We start from the raw sequence: 16,861 nt of genomic DNA on the forward strand, positions 1-16,861 counted from the left end.
AGTAGTGTCCGGTATTACCAGATGACTACGCGTTCCTCTTCCGGCAGGTACATGCCGTCACCTTCCTTCACATCAAATGCGCTATAGAACGCGTCGATGTTCGGCAGGACGCCCTGTACCCGGTACTTGGCCGGCGAGTGCGGATCAGTCTTGAGGCGCTCGCTCAGGGCCTCGTCACGCATCTTGCTGCGCCATACCTGAGCCCAGCCCATGAACACGCGCTGGTCGCCGGTAAAGCCGTCGATTACCGGAGCGTCCTGTCCGTTCAGGGACATCTTGTACGCCTTGTGGGCAATGCCGAGACCGGAGAGGTCACCGATATTCTCGCCGAGGGTCAGCTCGCCGTTCACGTGTTCGCCTTCCAGGGGCTCAAAGCCGCTGTACTGGGCGACCAGCTTGCCGGTCAGCTGCTCGAAGTTATTGCGGTCACTGTCAGTCCACCAGTTATTCAGGTAGCCCTTGCCGTCGAACTTGGAGCCCTTATCGTCGAAACCGTGGCCGATCTCGTGGCCGATCACACCGCCGATACCACCGTAGTTCACGGCATCCTCAGCATTCACGTTAAAGAACGGCGGCTGCAGGATGGCGGCCGGGAACACGATCTCGTTCATCGCCGGGTTGTAGTAAGCGTTAACAGTTTGCGGGCTCATGCCCCACTCGCCGCGATCCAGTGGCTTACCCAGCTTGCTGCGATCGTAGAGGGTTTCGAACAGGTTGGCGGCCAGGACGTTGCCGGCCAGGTTGTCTTCACTGACCTGGAGATCGCTGTAGTCCCGCCACTCATCCGGGTAGCCAATCTTGGTGGTGAAGTTGGCGAGTTTGTCGAGTGCCTGCTGCTTGGTGTCCTCGCTCATCCAGCTCAGGGATTCGATGGACTCGCGGTACGCGGCCTTCAGGTTGTCCACCAGCTCCACCATGCGCGCCTTGGCTTCCGGCGGGAAGTACTTTTCCACGTAGCGCTGGCCGACCAGCTCACCGACGGATCCATTGACGAACTGTACCGCACGCTTCCAGCGCGGTTCCATTTCCTCTACACCACGAATGGTGGTGCCGTAGAAATCGAACTGTGCATCGGCCAGTTCACCGTGCATGTAAGGCGCCATGGCAGTCAGTACTTTGATCTTCAGGTAGCGCTTCCAGGTGGCGAGATCGGTATCGGTGATAATGGCATTGGCAGCTTCCAGGTATTCCGGCTGGCCGACCATAAAGCTTTCCGCTTTTTCCAGGTGTGCTTTCTGCAGGTAGCTGTCCCAGTCAACCGCCGGCATCATTGCCTTGAGGTCGGCCACGGTTTTCTTGTTGTAGTACTTTTCCGGATCGCGGTTTTCCACCCGGGTGCGGTGGTGTTCAGCCAGGCTCTTTTCCAGAGCGTAGATTTTGTCTGCATAGCCAGAAGCATCCTCGAGACCTGCGATATCCTGGACTTTTACCAGGTAATCCATATAGGCCTGCTGCAGCTTCTTGGCTTTTTCGGTGTCATCGAAGTAGTAGTCGCGATCCGGCAGGCCCAGGCCAGCCTGCCACATGACAGTGATGTAATTCTCTACATCCTTGAGGTCCTGCCAGATACCCGCACCGAAAGGCGCGTCGTAACCAACGGTATCTGCGTAGGCAAAGAAATCGGTCAGGTCGTTAACGGACTTGATGGCATCGACTTTGGCCAGTTCAGCGGAAATGGCTTCAAGGCCCTTCTCCTCGACCAGCTTCTCATTCATAAAGCTGTTGTACAGGTCGCCGATCTGTTTGGCATCGCTGCTGTCGGCATTCTCGCCGGCTTCCATGATCAGGGCCTTAACCTCTTCGGTGGCCTTGTCACGCAGGATGCTGAAGCCACCCCAGCGGGACTTGTCCGAGGGGATCTCGGTGTTCTGCAGCCAGCTGCCATTGACGTAGGTGAAGAAGTCGTCCTGCGGCCGTACGGAGGTGTCCATTGCGGACAGGTCGATACCTGATCCGAGTTCGACCTTGGCTACAGATTCGGTCACTTCGGCAGTGGGCTTGCCGGCTTCTTCGGCCATTTTCGGCGCTTCAGACTTGGAACAGCCGGCGATCGCACCGGCAATAGCGAGGGGTAGCAGTAGTTTTTTCATAAGGTTACTTCGTTGTTCGATGAATTATTGTCCTCCCGGATAGTACGCGGTGGTGATGCAGATTCGCAACCGGGGGGCGGCAAGCAGTGCGGCGGGGGCGTTGAGCTGATGGGTGACGGTCTCAGCAGAAACAAAAAAGCCCCGCAGTGGCGGGGCTTTCGAGGTCCTCGAGGGGGGACGATCAGTCTGGCAGTCGGAAGGTGATCGGCACCGTGAACTGATAGGTGTCTTTCACCAGCTGCGGCGGCGCGGCAGGGTAGGGGCCGGCGCGCTCCACAGCTTCGCGGGCCTCCCGGTTTAGGGTTGCGTAGCGGGACTCCTGCAGAGTCTGGATTTCCCGGATCTGGCCCCTGGAGTCAATCGACACGTTGATCCGCACGCTACCTTCCTGGCCGCGCTCCTGGGCGCGCTTGGGGTAGCGGATGAACTTGTAAGTGTGGCGCAGCAGCATGGAGTGGTAGATCTGCCGGGCCAGGATCATGTCTGCGGTCAGCGGGGCCTCGTCTTCTTCGTCCAGTTCCGGCTCGGCGGAGGCCTTCGGCTGCGGACGGCGCTGGGCCGGGGCGGGCTTGTTCGGCGTCGGCTGGCTGGCCGTTCTTGCAGCGGCTTCATTCGCGGCATTGCCTACAGAAGCCAGCGAAGGCGGTGGGATATCGGCGGCCAGCTTGGGCTTCTTCACTGCTGGAGCGGCGGCGACAGCCGGCTTGCTCGCTTCCGGTTCTTCTGCCTTGGCTTCAGCTTGTGCGTCCAGGCTCGCGGTTACGTCGGCAACCCGATCTGCGGAGGGTTCCAGTAGCTCATAGGAGCCCAGCAGGCCGGAGTCCACATTGCCGTTGGCCAGCAGACCGTCACGGAAATCGGTGGAAGGCGGCACCGGGCCCACCCAGGCGCGAAGCAGGGTGTTGAAGAAATTGCGGTCCGCAATCTGCCCCATCTTTACACCGTTCAGCGATACCGTGGTTCTGCCGCTGTTACCGTCGAAGGCAACGCTGAGCTGGTCGCCCTTATAGAAGCGTCCCTTGAACAGGTTGGCGAAGGTGACCATGTTCTCCGCCTGTCCACTCAGGACATCGCCGGAGTTATTGATGGCAATCGCTTCCATCCACTGATTGCGGAAGCGGCGGGCAGAAAGGCCGTCGGCGATGATGCGCACTTCCAGCTTGCGGGTGGTGTTATTGTCCAGCAGCACGTTGGCACTGTCTGCCAGGGTGTCGGAGTAAACTGCGGCGATGTAGCGGTCTTTATTGAATTGCTGCTCGAGAGCGAGTCCGTTCAGTAGAGGTGCGGCTTGGGCAGTCACAGCCGTCGCAAACACCATGAGGGCGATGAGAATTTTTATCGGTTTCATGGTTTTAAGGGTTTCTTTTATTCCGGGCGGGATGTTCCGGCGGATAAGAGTTTCGGCATGCCCCCTCCCCCGAGGTATGCCTCCCAGACTTTAGTCCTTTAAACTCCGCTTTTCGGGGTTAAATAATCTGGATACGGCTTAACTCTACTGTAACTGGAATGTAGTTCAACCCTGGAATGGGTAGAATGTCTCGTTTTTCTGAAAATGGTGGCGTCCGGGGAAGACAGTCGTCACCCTGTCTCTAGAATACCTTGGAAAGGGTTCTCTTTTTTGCGTTGGCTCGACACGGAACAGCAGTCGAACTAATTGCACTAACAAACGATAAAGATTGTAAGTACCGGATGGAAATTACACCGCTTAGTGAGTATCCGCGGGATGCCGTGGATCGCCTTTTGAATGTCATTCATTTATTTCGTGATATTCGTGCCAGCAGTGAATGGCAGTATGACGTGTTGCTGAAGCGATCGCGGCTTACGAGCCTCGCCCCGGGCGAAAAGCTCCTCGGAGCCGGGGACGTGGATCAATGGGTGTACTTTCTCCTGCGCGGTGAGCTGCAGGTGCACGTGGAGAATCAGGGTGGCTCTGCCGGCGTACGTCCGCTGGCCACGATTCGTCCGGGGGAGCTGTTCGGGGATCTCGCCATGTTGCTCGCGGAGCCGCGCAGTGCCGATGTGATCGCATCACCTACCAGCCGTGAGGCTCAGGTTCTTGGTGTGGATTGCACCCTGTTTGCCGATCTGGAGGATTTCTCCCTGCTGCACCTCCCCACCAAGCTGGTCTTCTACCGCAATATGGTGCACTCCCTGCGCTGGAAGCTGGAGGTGTACCGCTCCAAGTATCCCTCGCACCAGCTGGCCAACAGTCACCGTAAGTTGAAGCTTTATACCGGACCGAAGAACAGCCGCGAGGAGCTTCTGTCACTGGCTGACCAGGCCCGGGCCCTGGCCCGTATCCTGCTGGACTGGAACGCGGAGTTCGGCAGCGGTGAGCTGGTGGATGAGAAGTCAGACATGTCGGACTTCCTCGAATCCATGCTCTCCTGACCCGAAAATTCCTCTCCTTGCTGTCTGGTGGGTCCGTCATGGGCCCACCAACCCTATTGAATCCTTGCCGATTTCGGTTTCAATTAGCTTTTGTCAACGGCGGTACGCACAATGCAGCACTACAATCTGCTGCTCGCTCTCGTGCGTATACAGCGATGCTTCAGCTAATCCCTCCTTTAGGATTTGACAGGTCAACGCCCCATGAATGTTCTTGCGAGTTTCTGGCGACAGCGAAACTACCGAATTGCCACCATCGTAGCGCTGGTGTCACTCCTTTGGTTGGGCAGCGGGGTCCTGGCGCCGGAAAGCGGCTTGAAGGAGGGTGCCGACAGTGCCGAATCCGGCGCGCCCGGCAACCCGGGCGAGTCGCTGGTAGTGCAGGGACGTCGCCTGCAGTCACAGCCCTATACCACCCGGGTACTGGTCAACGGCCACACCGAGGCCAACCGGAAGGTGCAACTGAAGGCCGAACTGGATGGCGTTATTACCGCTCTGCCGGTAGCGGAAGGACGCGCGGTGCGCGAAGGGGAAGTGATCTGTCGTATTGAAGCCGAGGACCGGCCGGAGCGGCTGGAGCAGGCCAAAGCCGCCCTGCGCAAGGCCGAACTGGATTACGCCGGCGCCCAGCGACTGCGTGAGAAAGGATTGCAGTCCGAGACTGATATCGCCCAGCGCTCCGTCGCTCTCGCCAATGCGCGGGCGGATTACAAGCGAGCGCTGGTGGCAGTGGAAAATCTGGAGATCAGGGCGCCCTTCGACGGGGTGGTAAATCACCGGGCGGTTGAGTTAGGTGATTTCATTCGCCGCGGCGAAGAATGCGCCACCCTGCTGGACCTGAATCCGGTGCTGGTGGTGGGGGAGGTATCCGAGGCCCAGGTAGGCAAGCTGGTGCCGGGAGCGCCGGCCAGCGCACAGCTGCGCCAGGGCGAGCGGGTCCAGGGCGAGCTGCGTTACGTGAGCCAGGAAGCGCATTCGGTAACCCGCGCCTATCGGGTAGAGGTGGCTGTGGACAACAGCAATGGCAGTCTGCGCGGTGGTCTCAGCGGCCAGCTCGCCCTGCCTACCGGAGAGGTCAATGCCCATCGAATCAATGCATCCCTGCTCACGCTCGACGATCGGGGCGATCTGGGCGTACGTATTCTCGATGAGGAAAACCGGGTGCAGTTCCGCAATGTCTCCCTGGTCAGTGACGGAGACGCGGGTATCTGGGTTACTGGGCTGCCGGATCCGGTGACCTTGATCACCGTGGGTCAGGAATATGTGACCGTGGGCGAAATCGTACAGGTTGAAATGGAAGAGGGTGCCGGGGATCTGCCGCCACCGAGCCAGGCGCTGGACCGGGAGGCGCTCGAGGGAGCAGAGAACCAGCCGGTAGCCGAGCGTCCCGCCACTGCGGGCCGGAGTGAGCCGCAATGAAAATCCTCGAGAGCGCTGTAGATCGGGCCCGAAGCACCATCAGCTTCATGTTGCTGGTGGTGCTGGTCGGGATCGTTGCCCGCAGCATGATGACCATCGAAACCAACCCGGAGGTCAATCCACCCTTCGTGATCGTACAGGTGCGCCACGAGGGAATTTCCCCGGAGGATGGCGTGCGGTTGCTGGTGCGTCCGCTGGAGCAGGAGATCCGCTCGATCGAAGGGGTGGTGGAGACCATGGCCACCGCGCGTGAGTCGCTGGCCTATGTGGTGGTGGAGTTCGACGCAGCAATCGATGTTGACGAGGCCGTGGACGAAGTGCGTAACGCGGTCGACCGCGCCAAGGCGGAGTTGCCCCGGGACGCGGACGAGCCGATCGTGGAAGAGGCGGCGGCACAGCCCTTCCCGGCGATTGTGGTTACCCTGGCTGGCGAGCAGCTTGGTGAGCGGGTGCTGCTGCAGAGCGCCCAGTACCTGCAGCGCAAGATCGAAAACATTCCCGCAGTGCTGAGCGCCGATATCCAGGGCAACCGGGAGGAGGTGGTGGAGGCCACCATCGATCCTGTGCGCCTCGAGCATTACCAGATCACCAGCAATCAACTGATCAGTGCCATCACCGGCAACAACCTTTTGATTCCGGCCGGCGAGCTGGAAATGGAGAGCGGGCGCTTCTCGGTGAAGGTGCCCGGCCTGATCGAGACCGCCAGAGATGTCTACGACATTCCCATCAAGTCCTCGGACGATGGAGTCGTGACGCTTTCCGATGTGACGGATATCCGCCGTACTTTCAAGGATGCGTCCAGTTACACCAGCGTCAACGGTCGCCAGGGGCTGGCGATCAATGTAGAGAAGCGCAACGATGCCAGCTCCGTTGAACTGGCTGACGCGGTGCGCGAGGTGGTTCTGGCGGAGCGGGATAGCCTGCCCCGCGGCGTGGAGCTGGATTTCGTCTTCGACCAGTCGAATTTCGCCCGTGACATGGTTAGCGAAATGCAGGGCAATATCCTCACTGCCATGCTGCTGGTCATGATCATCGTGGTGGCCGCGCTGGGTTTCCGCTCCGGCATGCTGGTGGGGCTGGGTATTCCATTCTCCCTGCTGTTCGGCTCGATCATTACCTGGTATCTGGGCTATTCGTTCAACTTCATGGTGATGTTCGGCATGCTGCTGGCTCTCGGTATGCTGATCGATGGCTCCATCGTGATCACCGAATACGCCGACCGCAAGATGGCCGAGGGCATGTCCGCCCGGGTTGCCTACACGCTGTCGGTGCGTCGCATGTTCTGGCCGGTGTTGGCCTCGACCGGTACGACCCTCGCCGCCTTCCTGCCGATCATGTTCTGGCCGGGTGTGGTCGGCGAATTCATGCGCTACCTGCCTGTGACCGTATTTGCTGTACTGTCGGGTTCACTGCTGTATGCCCTGTTCTTTGCGCCTGTGCTGGGCTCCCTGTTTGGCAAGGGCAGCCTGGATGTGGCGGCGAAGGACCACCTCAAACAACTGGAGAGTGGCAATCCCACCGTTCTGCCCGGAATCACCGGTTGGTATGCACGGCTGCTGAAAGGGGTTGTGCAGCGTCCAATCACCGCGTTTGCCGCCACGCTGTTTCTTCTATATGGAATCTTTGTCGGCTTTGGCCGTTTCGGTGCCGGGGTCGAATTCTTCACCGATACCGAAGAGCAATATGGCAATGTCGAGGTGCGGGCGCAGGGCAACCTGTCCGTTGCCGAGAAACGTGAGCTGGTGGCTCAGGTCGAGCGCACAGTGATGGGGGTTCCGGAGGTGCGAGTCGCCTACAGCGCAATTGGCTCCGGAGGCCTGTCCGGCAATCGTGAGCGCGCACCGGATCAGATCGCCAATATTCTGGTGGAGTTGATCCCTGCCAAGGAACGGCACCGCCGCAGTGACGATATCTTTGCCGACCTGCGCGCGCGCACTGCTGACTTCCCAGGGATCAAGGTGACGGCCAACGAATACGAGGGTGGTCCTCCCGTCGGTAAGGATATTGTTCTGGAGTTGCGCTCACAGGATTACGATGCGCTGCTGGCAGAGACGCGTCGACTTCACCATGCCCTGGTACATCAGTTCGAAGGGCTGCGGGATATCACTACCACTGCGCCGCTGCCCGGTATCCAGTGGGAAGTGAAAGTGGATCGCTCCAAGGCCGCACTCTACGGTGCTGATCTCACCGAGGTGGGACGCGCGGTGCAACTGGTGACCAATGGTGTGCGGGTTGCGGAGTACCGCCCGGATGACAGTGATGAGGAGGTTGATATCCGCATCCGCTATCCCGAAGCAGCCCGCGGGATCGCCGCACTGGATCAGTTGAAAGTGAATACCCCCGGTGGCGCCGTGCCTGTCAGCAGCTTCGTGCGCACTGAGGCCCACCCGAAGGTGGACAAGATCGAGCGCATCGATGGCATTACGCGGATGCAGATCAAGGCAGATGCGGATGCAGGTGTATTACCGGATAACAAGGTGCGAGAGATCCGCGCCTGGCTTGCGGAAAACCCCGTGGATAGCCAGGTGGACCTGCTGTTCCGCGGTGCCGACGAGGAGCAGAGCGAATCGCTGAGCTTCCTGGGCGTTGCGTTTATGCTGTCGCTGTTTTTGATGTTCATTCTGCTGGTGACCCAGTTCAACAGCTTCTATCAGTCCCTGCTGATCCTGTCTTCGGTGATCATGTCGACCCTGGGGGTGATGCTGGGACTGTTGATTACCCAGAGCACCTTCAGTGTGATTATGACCGGTGTGGGTATCGTGGCGCTGGCGGGAATCGTGGTGAATAACAATATTGTTCTGATCGATACCTACAATTTTGTGCGTAACAGCGAGCCGGAGCTCTCGCCGGCTGCCGCTGCGGTGAAGGCGTCCGCCCAGCGGCTGCGACCGGTATTCCTCACCACGGCGACCACCATTCTGGGGCTGCTGCCGCTGTCGCTGGGCGTCAGCGTGGATATGTTGGGACGTGAAATTGTCGTGGGTGGCGTGATCGCTTCCTTCTGGGTGAAGCTGGCCAGCGCTATCGTCTATGGCCTGACGTTCTCCACCGTGCTGACGCTGGTGGTGACGCCGGTGATGCTGGTTTTGCCCGGCCGCCTGCGGGAAATGTTCTCCGGGCTGTTGCCGCCGCGTATTCGCGGTGCGCAGTGGGGTGAGGGCTGATCACCCTCTGCCACAGGGCTGGAACGAAATGTGCATTTTTCCGGGGACAACTGGAGCAGGGTGAAACCGGATGAAGATGAAGAAGGACTGTGGCAAGGCTGCGATGTTGGCCGTGCGGAGAGAAGTGCAATGACATCCAGCTGGCCACAAGCTACGCGGGAGCGGGCCAGTGCGCTGCGGAAAAGCCTGGCTACGCAGATTGCTGACTTTGTCGCCAAGCGCCAGCTGCCACCCGGGTTTAACCTGGCCATCGATGCTTACCTGCTGCCTCTGGCTGTCTGGCTGGCAGATCAGCGCGAGGATGACCGCACTCTTGTCGTGGGCCTGTGTGGTGGTCAGGGGTCCGGTAAGTCGACACTGACCGCGTTTCTGAATCTCGTCTGGTCCGCGATGGATCTGCGCAGCGCCGGCTTCTCCCTTGACGATATCTACCTCACCCGCACCGAGCGCCTGCACCTTGCGGAGACGGTGCACCCACTATTTGCAACCCGTGGCGTTCCAGGCACCCACGATGTGCAGCTCGGTATTCAGACCATTGACCGACTCTGTCACAGTGATGGTACGGACACTGTCCCGATCCCCCGGTTCGATAAGTCCATCGATGACCGGGCGCCGCAGCCGTCATGGACTTGCCAGCGCGGCCCAGTGGATATCCTGATATTCGAAGGCTGGTGCGTGGGGGCGCGACCCTGGCAGGGAATTGAGGAGCCCATCAATGCACTCGAGCGGGATGAGGACCCCAAAGGTACCTGGCGCGAGTACATTAACAGTGAACTGGCCGGACCCTATCAGGATTTATTTGGTCGGCTCGACAAGCTGGTCATGCTCAAGGTGCCGGATATGGAGTGCGTGCTGGCCTGGCGCACCCAGCAGGAACAGCAGCTGCGGACTTCCAGCGGCGGCGGTATGTCGGACGACGAGATCGTGCGCTTTGTGCAGCACTATGAGCGGATTACCCGTAACCTGCTGCAGGAAATGCCCGCGCGCGCCGATTGTGTGCTGGAGCTGGGGCGAGATCATGGCATCGCTGGCTTGCGCCTCAATACGCCCTGACGAACGTACCTGCCTTAATTCTCCAGGCTCGAGCGGCCCGTACCGCTGCACAGCCAGCAGTGCTTGCACTCCTATCTTGCATATTTATTTACCCAGCCCATAACGAAAAAACCCCGGCGAGAGCCGGGGTTTGACAGCGGCAGAGCCGGGGGCACGCCCCAGCAGCTGTGCTGGGCCGTTATTTGGCCTTCGGCGGACGGCCGCGACGGGCAGCAGCCTTCTTGGTGGCAGCTTTCTTGGGGCGACCGGGAGACTTCTTGGCCGCAGTCTTGGTAGCAGCTTTCTTCGGGCGACCAGGGGACTTCTTGGCAGCAGTCTTGGTGGCAGCCTTCTTCGGACGGCCCGGCTTCTTCTTGGCGGTGGCTTTCTTTGCCTTCGCCTTGGCCTTCTTAGCGGCAGCTGCAGCCTTTGCCTTCGCTTTCTTGGCAGCAGCGGCAGCCTTCTTCTTGGCCGCGGCGGCTTTCTTCTTGTCTGCAGCAGCTTTCTTCTTGGCAGCGGCAGCAGCTTTCTTCTTGTCTGCAGCAGCTTTCTTTTTGGCAGCGGCGGCGGCCTTCTTGGCTTCAGCAGCAGCCTGTTTCTTGGCTTCCGCGGCCAGTTTCTTGGCTACGGCCGCTTCTTCCTTGGCGACAGCCTTGGCAACTTTGGCAGCCAGCTTGTTCTCGGACTTGATGGTTGCGAGCTGTTCCTTGGCATCCTTGGCCGCAGCCTTGGCATTATCAGCGGCCTTCTTGGCGGTGCTAGCTGCGGCTCTGGCAGTTTTCAGCTGGTTCTGCTGAGCCGGAGTCTTTTTCTTCGCGCGAATGGTTTTTACCTTCGCCGCTGCCTTCTTGGCCTTGTCATCAGCCTTGGCCGCGTCCTTGGCAAGCTTGTCAGCTACCTTGGCCGCGTCTTTCTCCTGCTTGTCGCGAGCTTTCTCGAGCTGGTCTTTGAGCTTGCTGAGCTCGGCTTCGAGCTTGGCAATGGGGCTCACCTTAGCCGCGGCCTTTTTGGTGGTGGACTTCTTTTTTGCAGCCATAAAATATCCCTGTAATTAAGTATTGTTGTCGCTATGAAAAGAAAATGCTTGAAGCTTGGAAAACATCGCGCTAATTGCAGCTTATTTATATACTGAATTGCAAGTTTTTCAGGGCATTTTTACCAGCATATGAGCAGGATTAAGGTTTTTTTTACCTTCGCAGCATTTATCTGGCTGTGGGGATGTGGTTTTTGGGCGCTCTGGCGATACGCAGCCAGTGGTGAAATCCCCTGGCTAGGATTGCTCGTCAATGCGTGGGCGCTGCCGGTTTGGATGTTGTTGCGCTTCTCACTGCCGCAGCGTTTTTCCGGTGAACAGCGGGAGGCAAAAGCATTTGCCCTGGTTCTACTCGGGCTCGCATTTGTACTTCTGACGGCCACAGAGCAGAACTTGCCGATACATCTCTCGATATACAATCTGTTTGTTGTGCTGCTCTACCTGTTTCACAGTAGTGCAGTCAGCCATCCGCCGGTGCCACAGCAAAATCAGCGATTTACACCTCTGGTGTTGTCGAGCGGAAGCTGCTGGCCGGAATTGGCAGCGGAGCAGCAAGATATCGCTGTGGAGGGGGGGGAATTCCCAGCAGAGGGGGGTGGATACCTGCTGGTGATGATGCGCGGCTCTTTCTGTGCCGACAGCCGGGCGCAACTATTGCAGCTGGCTGAACTCCATCCCCGTCTGAAACAGCTTGGTATCCAGTTGGTGTTCGCGAGCACGGAGCTGGGCGAGCACTGGCATCATTTATGGCCGGATAATGAAAAACCACTCACGCTGCAGCTCGACCCCCGCGCTATGCAAAACGAAGCTTTTATCGCCCAGGCTGGTGTACCCCCGTGGTTGCGGCTGTCGGGGCGCATGATGGGAGTGCGCGGACCCGCCACAGCTGCTGCCTGCAGGCCGAGTGCCTGGTTGCTGGATAGCGAAGGGTATGTGGTGTGGCGCCACCTGCCGGCAAATTATCGTGTGCCCGGCAGCGGGGCGTTTTTATATGGCCAGGTTTCCAGGCTGGAAGACTGAAACTCCCACTAAAGGTCAGGCAATGCCGGCTCCTGGAGCCGGCATTCTGCCGGTCTCAAGAGTGATCAGGATGAAGGCTGCAGTGACTCGGGATGCTTATAGAGGGCCGTAGGGCAGGTAGCGATTATCAGAGTGTTGTCGTATCCACAGCAGCTGTTCTTTGGACAGCGGCTGCTGACGACGGCGCAGGGATTTGGCGAGTGGAATCACTGCAGATTCAGCACCGGCATCCCAGCCGGGCAGCGTGGCTTCGGCGAGGGTAAAAAAGCGGATCAGTTGCCAGATTTCTTCCGCCTGCCAGTGCTCGCTCTCGTCGAGCCAGTGCTGTGCGGGGAGGCGGACCAGCTGGGAGGAAGTGCGGTCTTGGTCGCTCAGGTTTTCTTCCTGAAGCTCTCCGGATGTAACTGACGCAATGAAACGGCGCAGTTGCTCACGATCGATCTCCACCTTCTGGGGGTTCGACTTTTCCGGTTCCCAGGCTCCAACGCTCATGGTGTCATTCCTTACTTCATTTATAGAGTTTTCTGGTCGGCACCATTATAAAGCCCGCACTGGCGCCACGCAGCGCCTTTGCCTGCAGCTGCATAAGCCATTCGGCGGTGATTGGGTCCGTCTGGTCGCTCCGCCCCCCGGGGGGCGCTTGTCATAGCCCCGGCAAACTGCGTCAATAGACCAATAATGAAAGGCCCGAGAGCAGACGGGGGATCAATGCAGTTCATTTCGAAATCCATACCGGCCAACAAACGTGTTGCGCTGGTGGCGCACGACAATCGTAAGGGTGACCTGATCGAGTGGTGCAGTCGCCATCGCCCTTTGCTGGCTCAGCACACCCTGCTGGGAACCGGCACCACCGGTACGCGGATCGAAGCCGCTACCGGACTCAGTGTCGAAAAATTGCTGAGTGGCCCCCTCGGTGGTGACCAGCAGCTGGGCGCCCGTATTGCCGAGGGGCAGATAGACCTGCTGGTGTTCTTCTGGGATCCTTTTGAACCCATGCCTCATGACCCGGACGTCAAGGCACTGTTGCGGATCGCCGCGGTGTGGAATATCCCGGTCGCCTGTAACTCCGCCAGTGCAGATATGATGGTCCAGTCGGCCCTGATGGGCAGCGACTTTGAGCGGTCGGTGCCTGATTACGCGGGCTATCTGGCCGCTCGTTGACTGGCTGGCTGTTCGCTCGAATTGTGACCAAAAGGTGTCGGGCGGCCCCTAACTTGTTGATTTGTAAGGGAGATTGTTCCGTTTGGCAGGTTTCGCTTGCAAACTGGGCAATTTCGCGGCAATCTTGCCCACCTGATTAGACCGGTCAATCCGGCGCCATTCGCATTAGATAACTGTACGGTGTTTTATGAGTAGACGACGCGGTAAGGCCGTAGAAGAGGAAAGAGCCGATATCGACCTGACGCCCATGCTGGACGTTGTGTTCATCATGCTGATCTTCTTTATCGTGACGGCGTCCTTTGTTAAAGAGAAGGCGCTGGATGTCAACGTGCCGGATCCGGACCAGACCGAACAGACTCCGCCGGACCCCGATAAGCAGAACATTCTGCTGACCGTCAACGCCAACGACGAGATCTACATGGGTCCGAGCCGCATCGATACCCGCGCAGTACGTGCTCGTATCGCTCAGCTGTTTGCTGAGAACCCGCAGGCGATCGTTATCGTACGTGCCCACAACAAGTCCAGCGCGGACACCTATGTGAGCATTGCCGACGCGGCGAAAGAGGTGAACCCGGGTATCCAGGTGTCCCTGGTACCGTTTGAGGAGTAATCCTCACCTCGCCCGGGGCGAACCAAAAAAAGCCAGCTATCAGCTGGCTTTTTTTATGCCTGTCGATCCCGGTCTGAAGGTGGCCGGGCCCCTTCAGACCGGACTCCCGTCAGAACTCGGAACGGATTGCCCACAGATCCGGGAAGACCGGGCGGAAAAGGGTGCTCTGCAGGTAGCCTACGCCGCTGGAGCCGCCGGTCCCCATTTTGCTGCCAATCGTTCTCTCCACCATCTTCACATGCCGGTAGCGCCACTGCTGCAGCGAGGTGTCGATATCCACCAGCGCCTCGCAGATTTCGCTTACCAGGGGATCGTTGCGGTAAATATCGATCAATACGCGCTGAACTGCCTTCGAGGGATCAGCGACCTTGGAGTAGTCGCGGTTCAGGACGCTGTCGGGAATGTCGTGGCCCTGTCCCGCGAGGAAGCCGAGGAAGGCATCCCACAGGGTCGGGCTCTCCAGGCGCTTCTGCAGACGCTGGTGGTGCTCGGAACCCTCCGGGTAGTTCTCCAGCTTCTTGGCATCTTTGGCCCCATAGAGGAACTCGAGCTCGCGAAACTGGTAGGACTGGAAGCCGCTGGCGGTGGACAAACGGTCCCGGAATGACATGAACTCCAGCGGGGTCAGGGTTTCCAGGATATCCACCTGCTGGATCAGGGTGCGGTAAATGGAATCGACCCTTTTCAAAGTGTGCAGCGCCCGGTTCTGTTCGCCCTGATTGAAAAGGCGGATGAGGAAGTCCAGTTCGTGCAACAGCTGCTTGAACCAGAGCTCGTAGCTCTGGTGAATGGTGATAAACAGCAGTTCATCGTGCTCTGGTCCCTCGGAGAGGGGGTGTTGGCACTTGAGTAGTTCGTCAACCTTGAGGTAGGAGCTATACGTAACGGTCATGAAAAAAAGAACACCTGGTTGGGTTTTGATCAGATACAGATTAGCGCGCACTGGGCGGTTGCTGATCAAAACTGAAATTGCGAGAAAAAGCTCAATATTGGCGACATTATAAGGTCGGGAGGCTACCGAATGGAAAACACGGTAAAAAACCTGTCCATCGTCGGCACCCGTCTGTGGAACCCCTGTCTCGATGCGGTTGAGTTGGTGCAATGATTCCTTGATTGGAGCATAGAGACCGGCGCTGTCCCGCTCCCGCCGTCGCCTGAGCGCTTGCCAGTATGCTCCATCAGGCGCGTGGGCTTCGCCGTTGGTTTCGAAGACCCTGTCACGGCCTCCCGCTCAACTTTGATTCCCTGTGACAGCAATGCCCTTGCTACGATGTCCTGGCCTGGATAGTGCCTGTCCCTGAGACAGACCCCGTCACCAAAACTGAGCGATTCGGAACTGCCATTGCCGGATGGAGCCGCTACCATGGGGCTATCCGTGGCGGCGCTCTGTCCTGTCAGGCCTGCCACCTGTCAATTGAACGAATCGGAGAAGCCCATGCAGAGCTCATGTGCAGAAATCCAGGCACAGCTGACTGACCGCGTACTGGAAATTACCATTAACCGCCCCGAGCGCAAGAACGCCCTGACCATGGCCATGTATGCGGCCATGGCGGAGCTGCTGAACAGTGCGGCGGACAGTGGCGAGGTACGCGTCGTGATCATTACCGGTGCCGAGGGCGTCTTCACCAGCGGCAACGACCTGATGGATTTCCTGGGAGGCTCTGCTTCCAGTGAGGAGTCACCGGTGTTCCAGTTCATGTTGGCGCTGTACAGCTTTCCAAAGCCAGTAGTGGCCGCCATCAACGGCCCCGCGGTGGGTATCGGCACCACCATGCTGCTGCACTGCGATATGGCGTTTGCCGGCGACGACGCCATGTTCAAGATGCCTTTCGTGGACCTGGGATTGTGTCCGGAATACGGCTCCAGCTTCTTCATGCCCCGGATCATGGGCCATGCCCGCGCATCAGAGCTGTTGCTGCTGAGTAAAAAGTTTGATGCTGCAGAGGCTGTTGCCCTCGGTCTCTGTAACGCGGCCCTGCCGGCAAATGAAGTGTTGAACCAGGCGCGTATGACGGCGGCGGAACTGGCCACCAAGGCGCCGGAAGCGGTGCGGCTGACCAAGCGCCTGTTGCGAGCAGGAACCCGCGAGGCTGGTGCACAGGTGATTCAGGAGGAAGCGCTGCACTTCCAGAAGCGCCTGGGCTCAGAGGAGTTCAAAGAGGCCGGGACCGCGTTTATGGAAAAACGGCCGGCGGACTTTTCACGTTTCGAATAAATTGCTTATTGCGCGGGGCCGGGCTTAGCCGGCCTCCTCCGACTCCCTCTTGCGGCTTCTGCGGCCCTGGTGACGGATGTAGGCGGGCTGTTCATAGGGGCTGTAATCGATGCGCTCGTAGCTGGCGTTCAGCGGGTTCTCAGCCCTGCGCTCGGCGATACTCTTGTTGAACACTGCCTGATGGCACTGCTCCATCAATCCTTCCAGCGCCGCATTGTCGGTGAGGTTGAGAAATACGCCGGCCTGCATGAAGCCTTCAAGGCGGTGGCGTTCCTGAGGCGACAGGCGATAACCGCTTTTGGAAGCGGAAAATAGCCGCAACAGTCGCGCTTCTACCTCAGAAAGAAAATGTGCCCGATCCGTTTCCATGGGCGCCTCCCGATTTTTCTGTCGCAGCAGACAATATATCGGTAAGGCAGGGCGGGGGGCCAGCACCGGCTGGCCCGCCTTTCAGAAATCGAACAATTCGGTGATCAGGTTGCGTTTCTGTTTGTGGGGCGTCTGGGCATGATGCTCTCGGTGGGCGGCGGCGCCAACCGCGTCGGATGCGGACCGCTCGATGATCTTGTCCAGCTCGCCACGATCTAGCCAGATGCCGCGGCAGTTGGGGCAGTAATCGATCTCGATACCCTCGCGCTCCGCGTTGACCAGGCTGACGTCCTTGCAGACAGGGCAATGCATAGGGACCTCCTCAGAAGGTGTTCGTGTGTTGCCGGGCGCCGGACGGAT

General features: G+C 58.9%; 15 protein-coding genes. 8 read left to right on the forward strand and 7 right to left on the reverse strand.

Translation table 11 applies throughout. The annotated features are described in order from the left end of the window. Positions 1–14 precede the first annotated feature (14 nt). Positions 15–2,090: a M13 family metallopeptidase gene (locus tag AUP74_RS07490; protein WP_069947027.1), complete on the reverse strand. Its 2,076-nt coding sequence runs from the start codon at positions 2,088–2,090 to the stop codon at positions 15–17. A 181-nt stretch (positions 2,091–2,271) separates the two neighbouring features. After that, positions 2,272–3,438, reverse strand: a complete 1,167-nt coding sequence (locus tag AUP74_RS07495; RefSeq protein ID WP_069947028.1) for a TonB family protein — start codon at positions 3,436–3,438, stop codon at positions 2,272–2,274. 341 nt (positions 3,439–3,779) lie between these two features. Between AUP74_RS07495 and AUP74_RS07500 the strand changes: the two genes are divergently transcribed. From AUP74_RS07500 to AUP74_RS07515, 4 genes are all read left to right on the forward strand, one after another. Then, complete coding sequence (locus AUP74_RS07500) at positions 3,780–4,481, forward strand: cyclic nucleotide-binding domain-containing protein (protein WP_069947029.1); 702 nt, start codon at positions 3,780–3,782, stop codon at positions 4,479–4,481. A 201-nt stretch (positions 4,482–4,682) separates the two neighbouring features. Beyond that, a complete protein-coding gene (locus AUP74_RS07505) occupies positions 4,683–5,897 on the forward strand; it encodes an efflux RND transporter periplasmic adaptor subunit (RefSeq protein WP_069947030.1) in 1,215 nt (404 codons plus the stop codon). Further along, entirely contained in the window at positions 5,894–9,061 is a 3,168-nt protein-coding gene (locus AUP74_RS07510; protein ID WP_069947031.1) for an efflux RND transporter permease subunit, read from the forward strand. Before AUP74_RS07505 ends, AUP74_RS07510 begins: the two co-directional genes overlap by 4 nt. A gap of 129 nt (positions 9,062–9,190) precedes the next feature. Next, the gene (locus tag AUP74_RS07515) at positions 9,191–10,114 is read left to right on the forward strand and encodes a hypothetical protein (RefSeq protein WP_069947032.1); all 924 of its coding nucleotides are present in this window, start codon (positions 9,191–9,193) and stop codon (positions 10,112–10,114) included. Positions 10,115–10,292: 178 nt separating this feature from the next. Here AUP74_RS07515 and AUP74_RS07520 read toward each other — a convergent pair whose 3' ends face one another. Beyond that, positions 10,293–11,129: a hypothetical protein gene (locus AUP74_RS07520; RefSeq protein WP_069947033.1), complete on the reverse strand. Its 837-nt coding sequence runs from the start codon at positions 11,127–11,129 to the stop codon at positions 10,293–10,295. Between the two features lie 129 nt (positions 11,130–11,258). Here AUP74_RS07520 and AUP74_RS07525 point away from each other — a divergent pair, with 129 nt between their 5' ends. Continuing rightward, complete coding sequence (locus AUP74_RS07525) at positions 11,259–12,146, forward strand: hypothetical protein (RefSeq protein WP_069947034.1); 888 nt, start codon at positions 11,259–11,261, stop codon at positions 12,144–12,146. A gap of 96 nt (positions 12,147–12,242) precedes the next feature. Here AUP74_RS07525 and AUP74_RS07530 read toward each other — a convergent pair whose 3' ends face one another. After that, positions 12,243–12,638, reverse strand: coding sequence for a hypothetical protein (locus AUP74_RS07530; protein ID WP_069947035.1), 396 nt, complete (start codon positions 12,636–12,638; stop codon positions 12,243–12,245). A gap of 216 nt (positions 12,639–12,854) precedes the next feature. On the opposite strand from AUP74_RS07530, the gene AUP74_RS07535 reads away from it, so the two are divergent. Then, a complete protein-coding gene (locus AUP74_RS07535; RefSeq protein ID WP_069947036.1) occupies positions 12,855–13,307 on the forward strand; it encodes a methylglyoxal synthase in 453 nt (150 codons plus the stop codon). A 187-nt stretch (positions 13,308–13,494) separates the two neighbouring features. After that, positions 13,495–13,917, forward strand: coding sequence for an ExbD/TolR family protein (locus AUP74_RS07540; protein ID WP_069947037.1), 423 nt, complete (start codon positions 13,495–13,497; stop codon positions 13,915–13,917). Between the two features lie 109 nt (positions 13,918–14,026). On the opposite strand, the gene AUP74_RS07545 is transcribed toward AUP74_RS07540, so the two are convergent. Next, a complete protein-coding gene (locus AUP74_RS07545) occupies positions 14,027–14,809 on the reverse strand; it encodes a tryptophan 2,3-dioxygenase (protein WP_069948757.1) in 783 nt (260 codons plus the stop codon). Between the two features lie 543 nt (positions 14,810–15,352). On the opposite strand from AUP74_RS07545, the gene AUP74_RS07550 reads away from it, so the two are divergent. Further along, positions 15,353–16,132, forward strand: coding sequence for an enoyl-CoA hydratase (locus AUP74_RS07550; RefSeq protein ID WP_069947038.1), 780 nt, complete (start codon positions 15,353–15,355; stop codon positions 16,130–16,132). A 24-nt stretch (positions 16,133–16,156) separates the two neighbouring features. On the opposite strand, the gene AUP74_RS07555 is transcribed toward AUP74_RS07550, so the two are convergent. After that, on the reverse strand, positions 16,157–16,501 hold the full coding sequence (locus tag AUP74_RS07555; RefSeq protein WP_069947039.1) for a hypothetical protein: 345 nt from the start codon (positions 16,499–16,501) through the stop codon (positions 16,157–16,159). An 81-nt stretch (positions 16,502–16,582) separates the two neighbouring features. After that, positions 16,583–16,813, reverse strand: coding sequence for a TFIIB-type zinc ribbon-containing protein (locus AUP74_RS07560; protein WP_069947040.1), 231 nt, complete (start codon positions 16,811–16,813; stop codon positions 16,583–16,585). Positions 16,814–16,861: the final 48 nt, after the last annotated feature.

It is taken from the genome of Microbulbifer aggregans (genome assembly GCF_001750105.1).
Lineage (GTDB): Bacteria > Pseudomonadota > Gammaproteobacteria > Pseudomonadales > Cellvibrionaceae > Microbulbifer > Microbulbifer aggregans.

What these genes read in the sequence shown, in the direction of transcription:
- AUP74_RS07490 (WP_069947027.1), bottom strand. Translation starts at nt 2,090, where the DNA reads ATGAAAAAACTACTGCTACCCCTCGCTATTGCCGGTGCGATCGCCGGC.
- AUP74_RS07495 (WP_069947028.1), bottom strand. Translation starts at nt 3,438, where the DNA reads ATGAAACCGATAAAAATTCTCATCGCCCTCATGGTGTTTGCGACGGCT.
- AUP74_RS07500 (WP_069947029.1), top strand. Translation starts at nt 3,780, where the DNA reads ATGGAAATTACACCGCTTAGTGAGTATCCGCGGGATGCCGTGGATCGC.
- AUP74_RS07505 (WP_069947030.1), top strand. Translation starts at nt 4,683, where the DNA reads ATGAATGTTCTTGCGAGTTTCTGGCGACAGCGAAACTACCGAATTGCC.
- AUP74_RS07510 (WP_069947031.1), top strand. Translation starts at nt 5,894, where the DNA reads ATGAAAATCCTCGAGAGCGCTGTAGATCGGGCCCGAAGCACCATCAGC.
- AUP74_RS07515 (WP_069947032.1), top strand. Translation starts at nt 9,191, where the DNA reads ATGACATCCAGCTGGCCACAAGCTACGCGGGAGCGGGCCAGTGCGCTG.
- AUP74_RS07520 (WP_069947033.1), bottom strand. Translation starts at nt 11,129, where the DNA reads ATGGCTGCAAAAAAGAAGTCCACCACCAAAAAGGCCGCGGCTAAGGTG.
- AUP74_RS07525 (WP_069947034.1), top strand. Translation starts at nt 11,259, where the DNA reads ATGAGCAGGATTAAGGTTTTTTTTACCTTCGCAGCATTTATCTGGCTG.
- AUP74_RS07530 (WP_069947035.1), bottom strand. Translation starts at nt 12,638, where the DNA reads ATGAGCGTTGGAGCCTGGGAACCGGAAAAGTCGAACCCCCAGAAGGTG.
- AUP74_RS07535 (WP_069947036.1), top strand. Translation starts at nt 12,855, where the DNA reads ATGCAGTTCATTTCGAAATCCATACCGGCCAACAAACGTGTTGCGCTG.
- AUP74_RS07540 (WP_069947037.1), top strand. Translation starts at nt 13,495, where the DNA reads ATGAGTAGACGACGCGGTAAGGCCGTAGAAGAGGAAAGAGCCGATATC.
- AUP74_RS07545 (WP_069948757.1), bottom strand. Translation starts at nt 14,809, where the DNA reads ATGACCGTTACGTATAGCTCCTACCTCAAGGTTGACGAACTACTCAAG.
- AUP74_RS07550 (WP_069947038.1), top strand. Translation starts at nt 15,353, where the DNA reads ATGCAGAGCTCATGTGCAGAAATCCAGGCACAGCTGACTGACCGCGTA.
- AUP74_RS07555 (WP_069947039.1), bottom strand. Translation starts at nt 16,501, where the DNA reads ATGGAAACGGATCGGGCACATTTTCTTTCTGAGGTAGAAGCGCGACTG.
- AUP74_RS07560 (WP_069947040.1), bottom strand. Translation starts at nt 16,813, where the DNA reads ATGCATTGCCCTGTCTGCAAGGACGTCAGCCTGGTCAACGCGGAGCGC.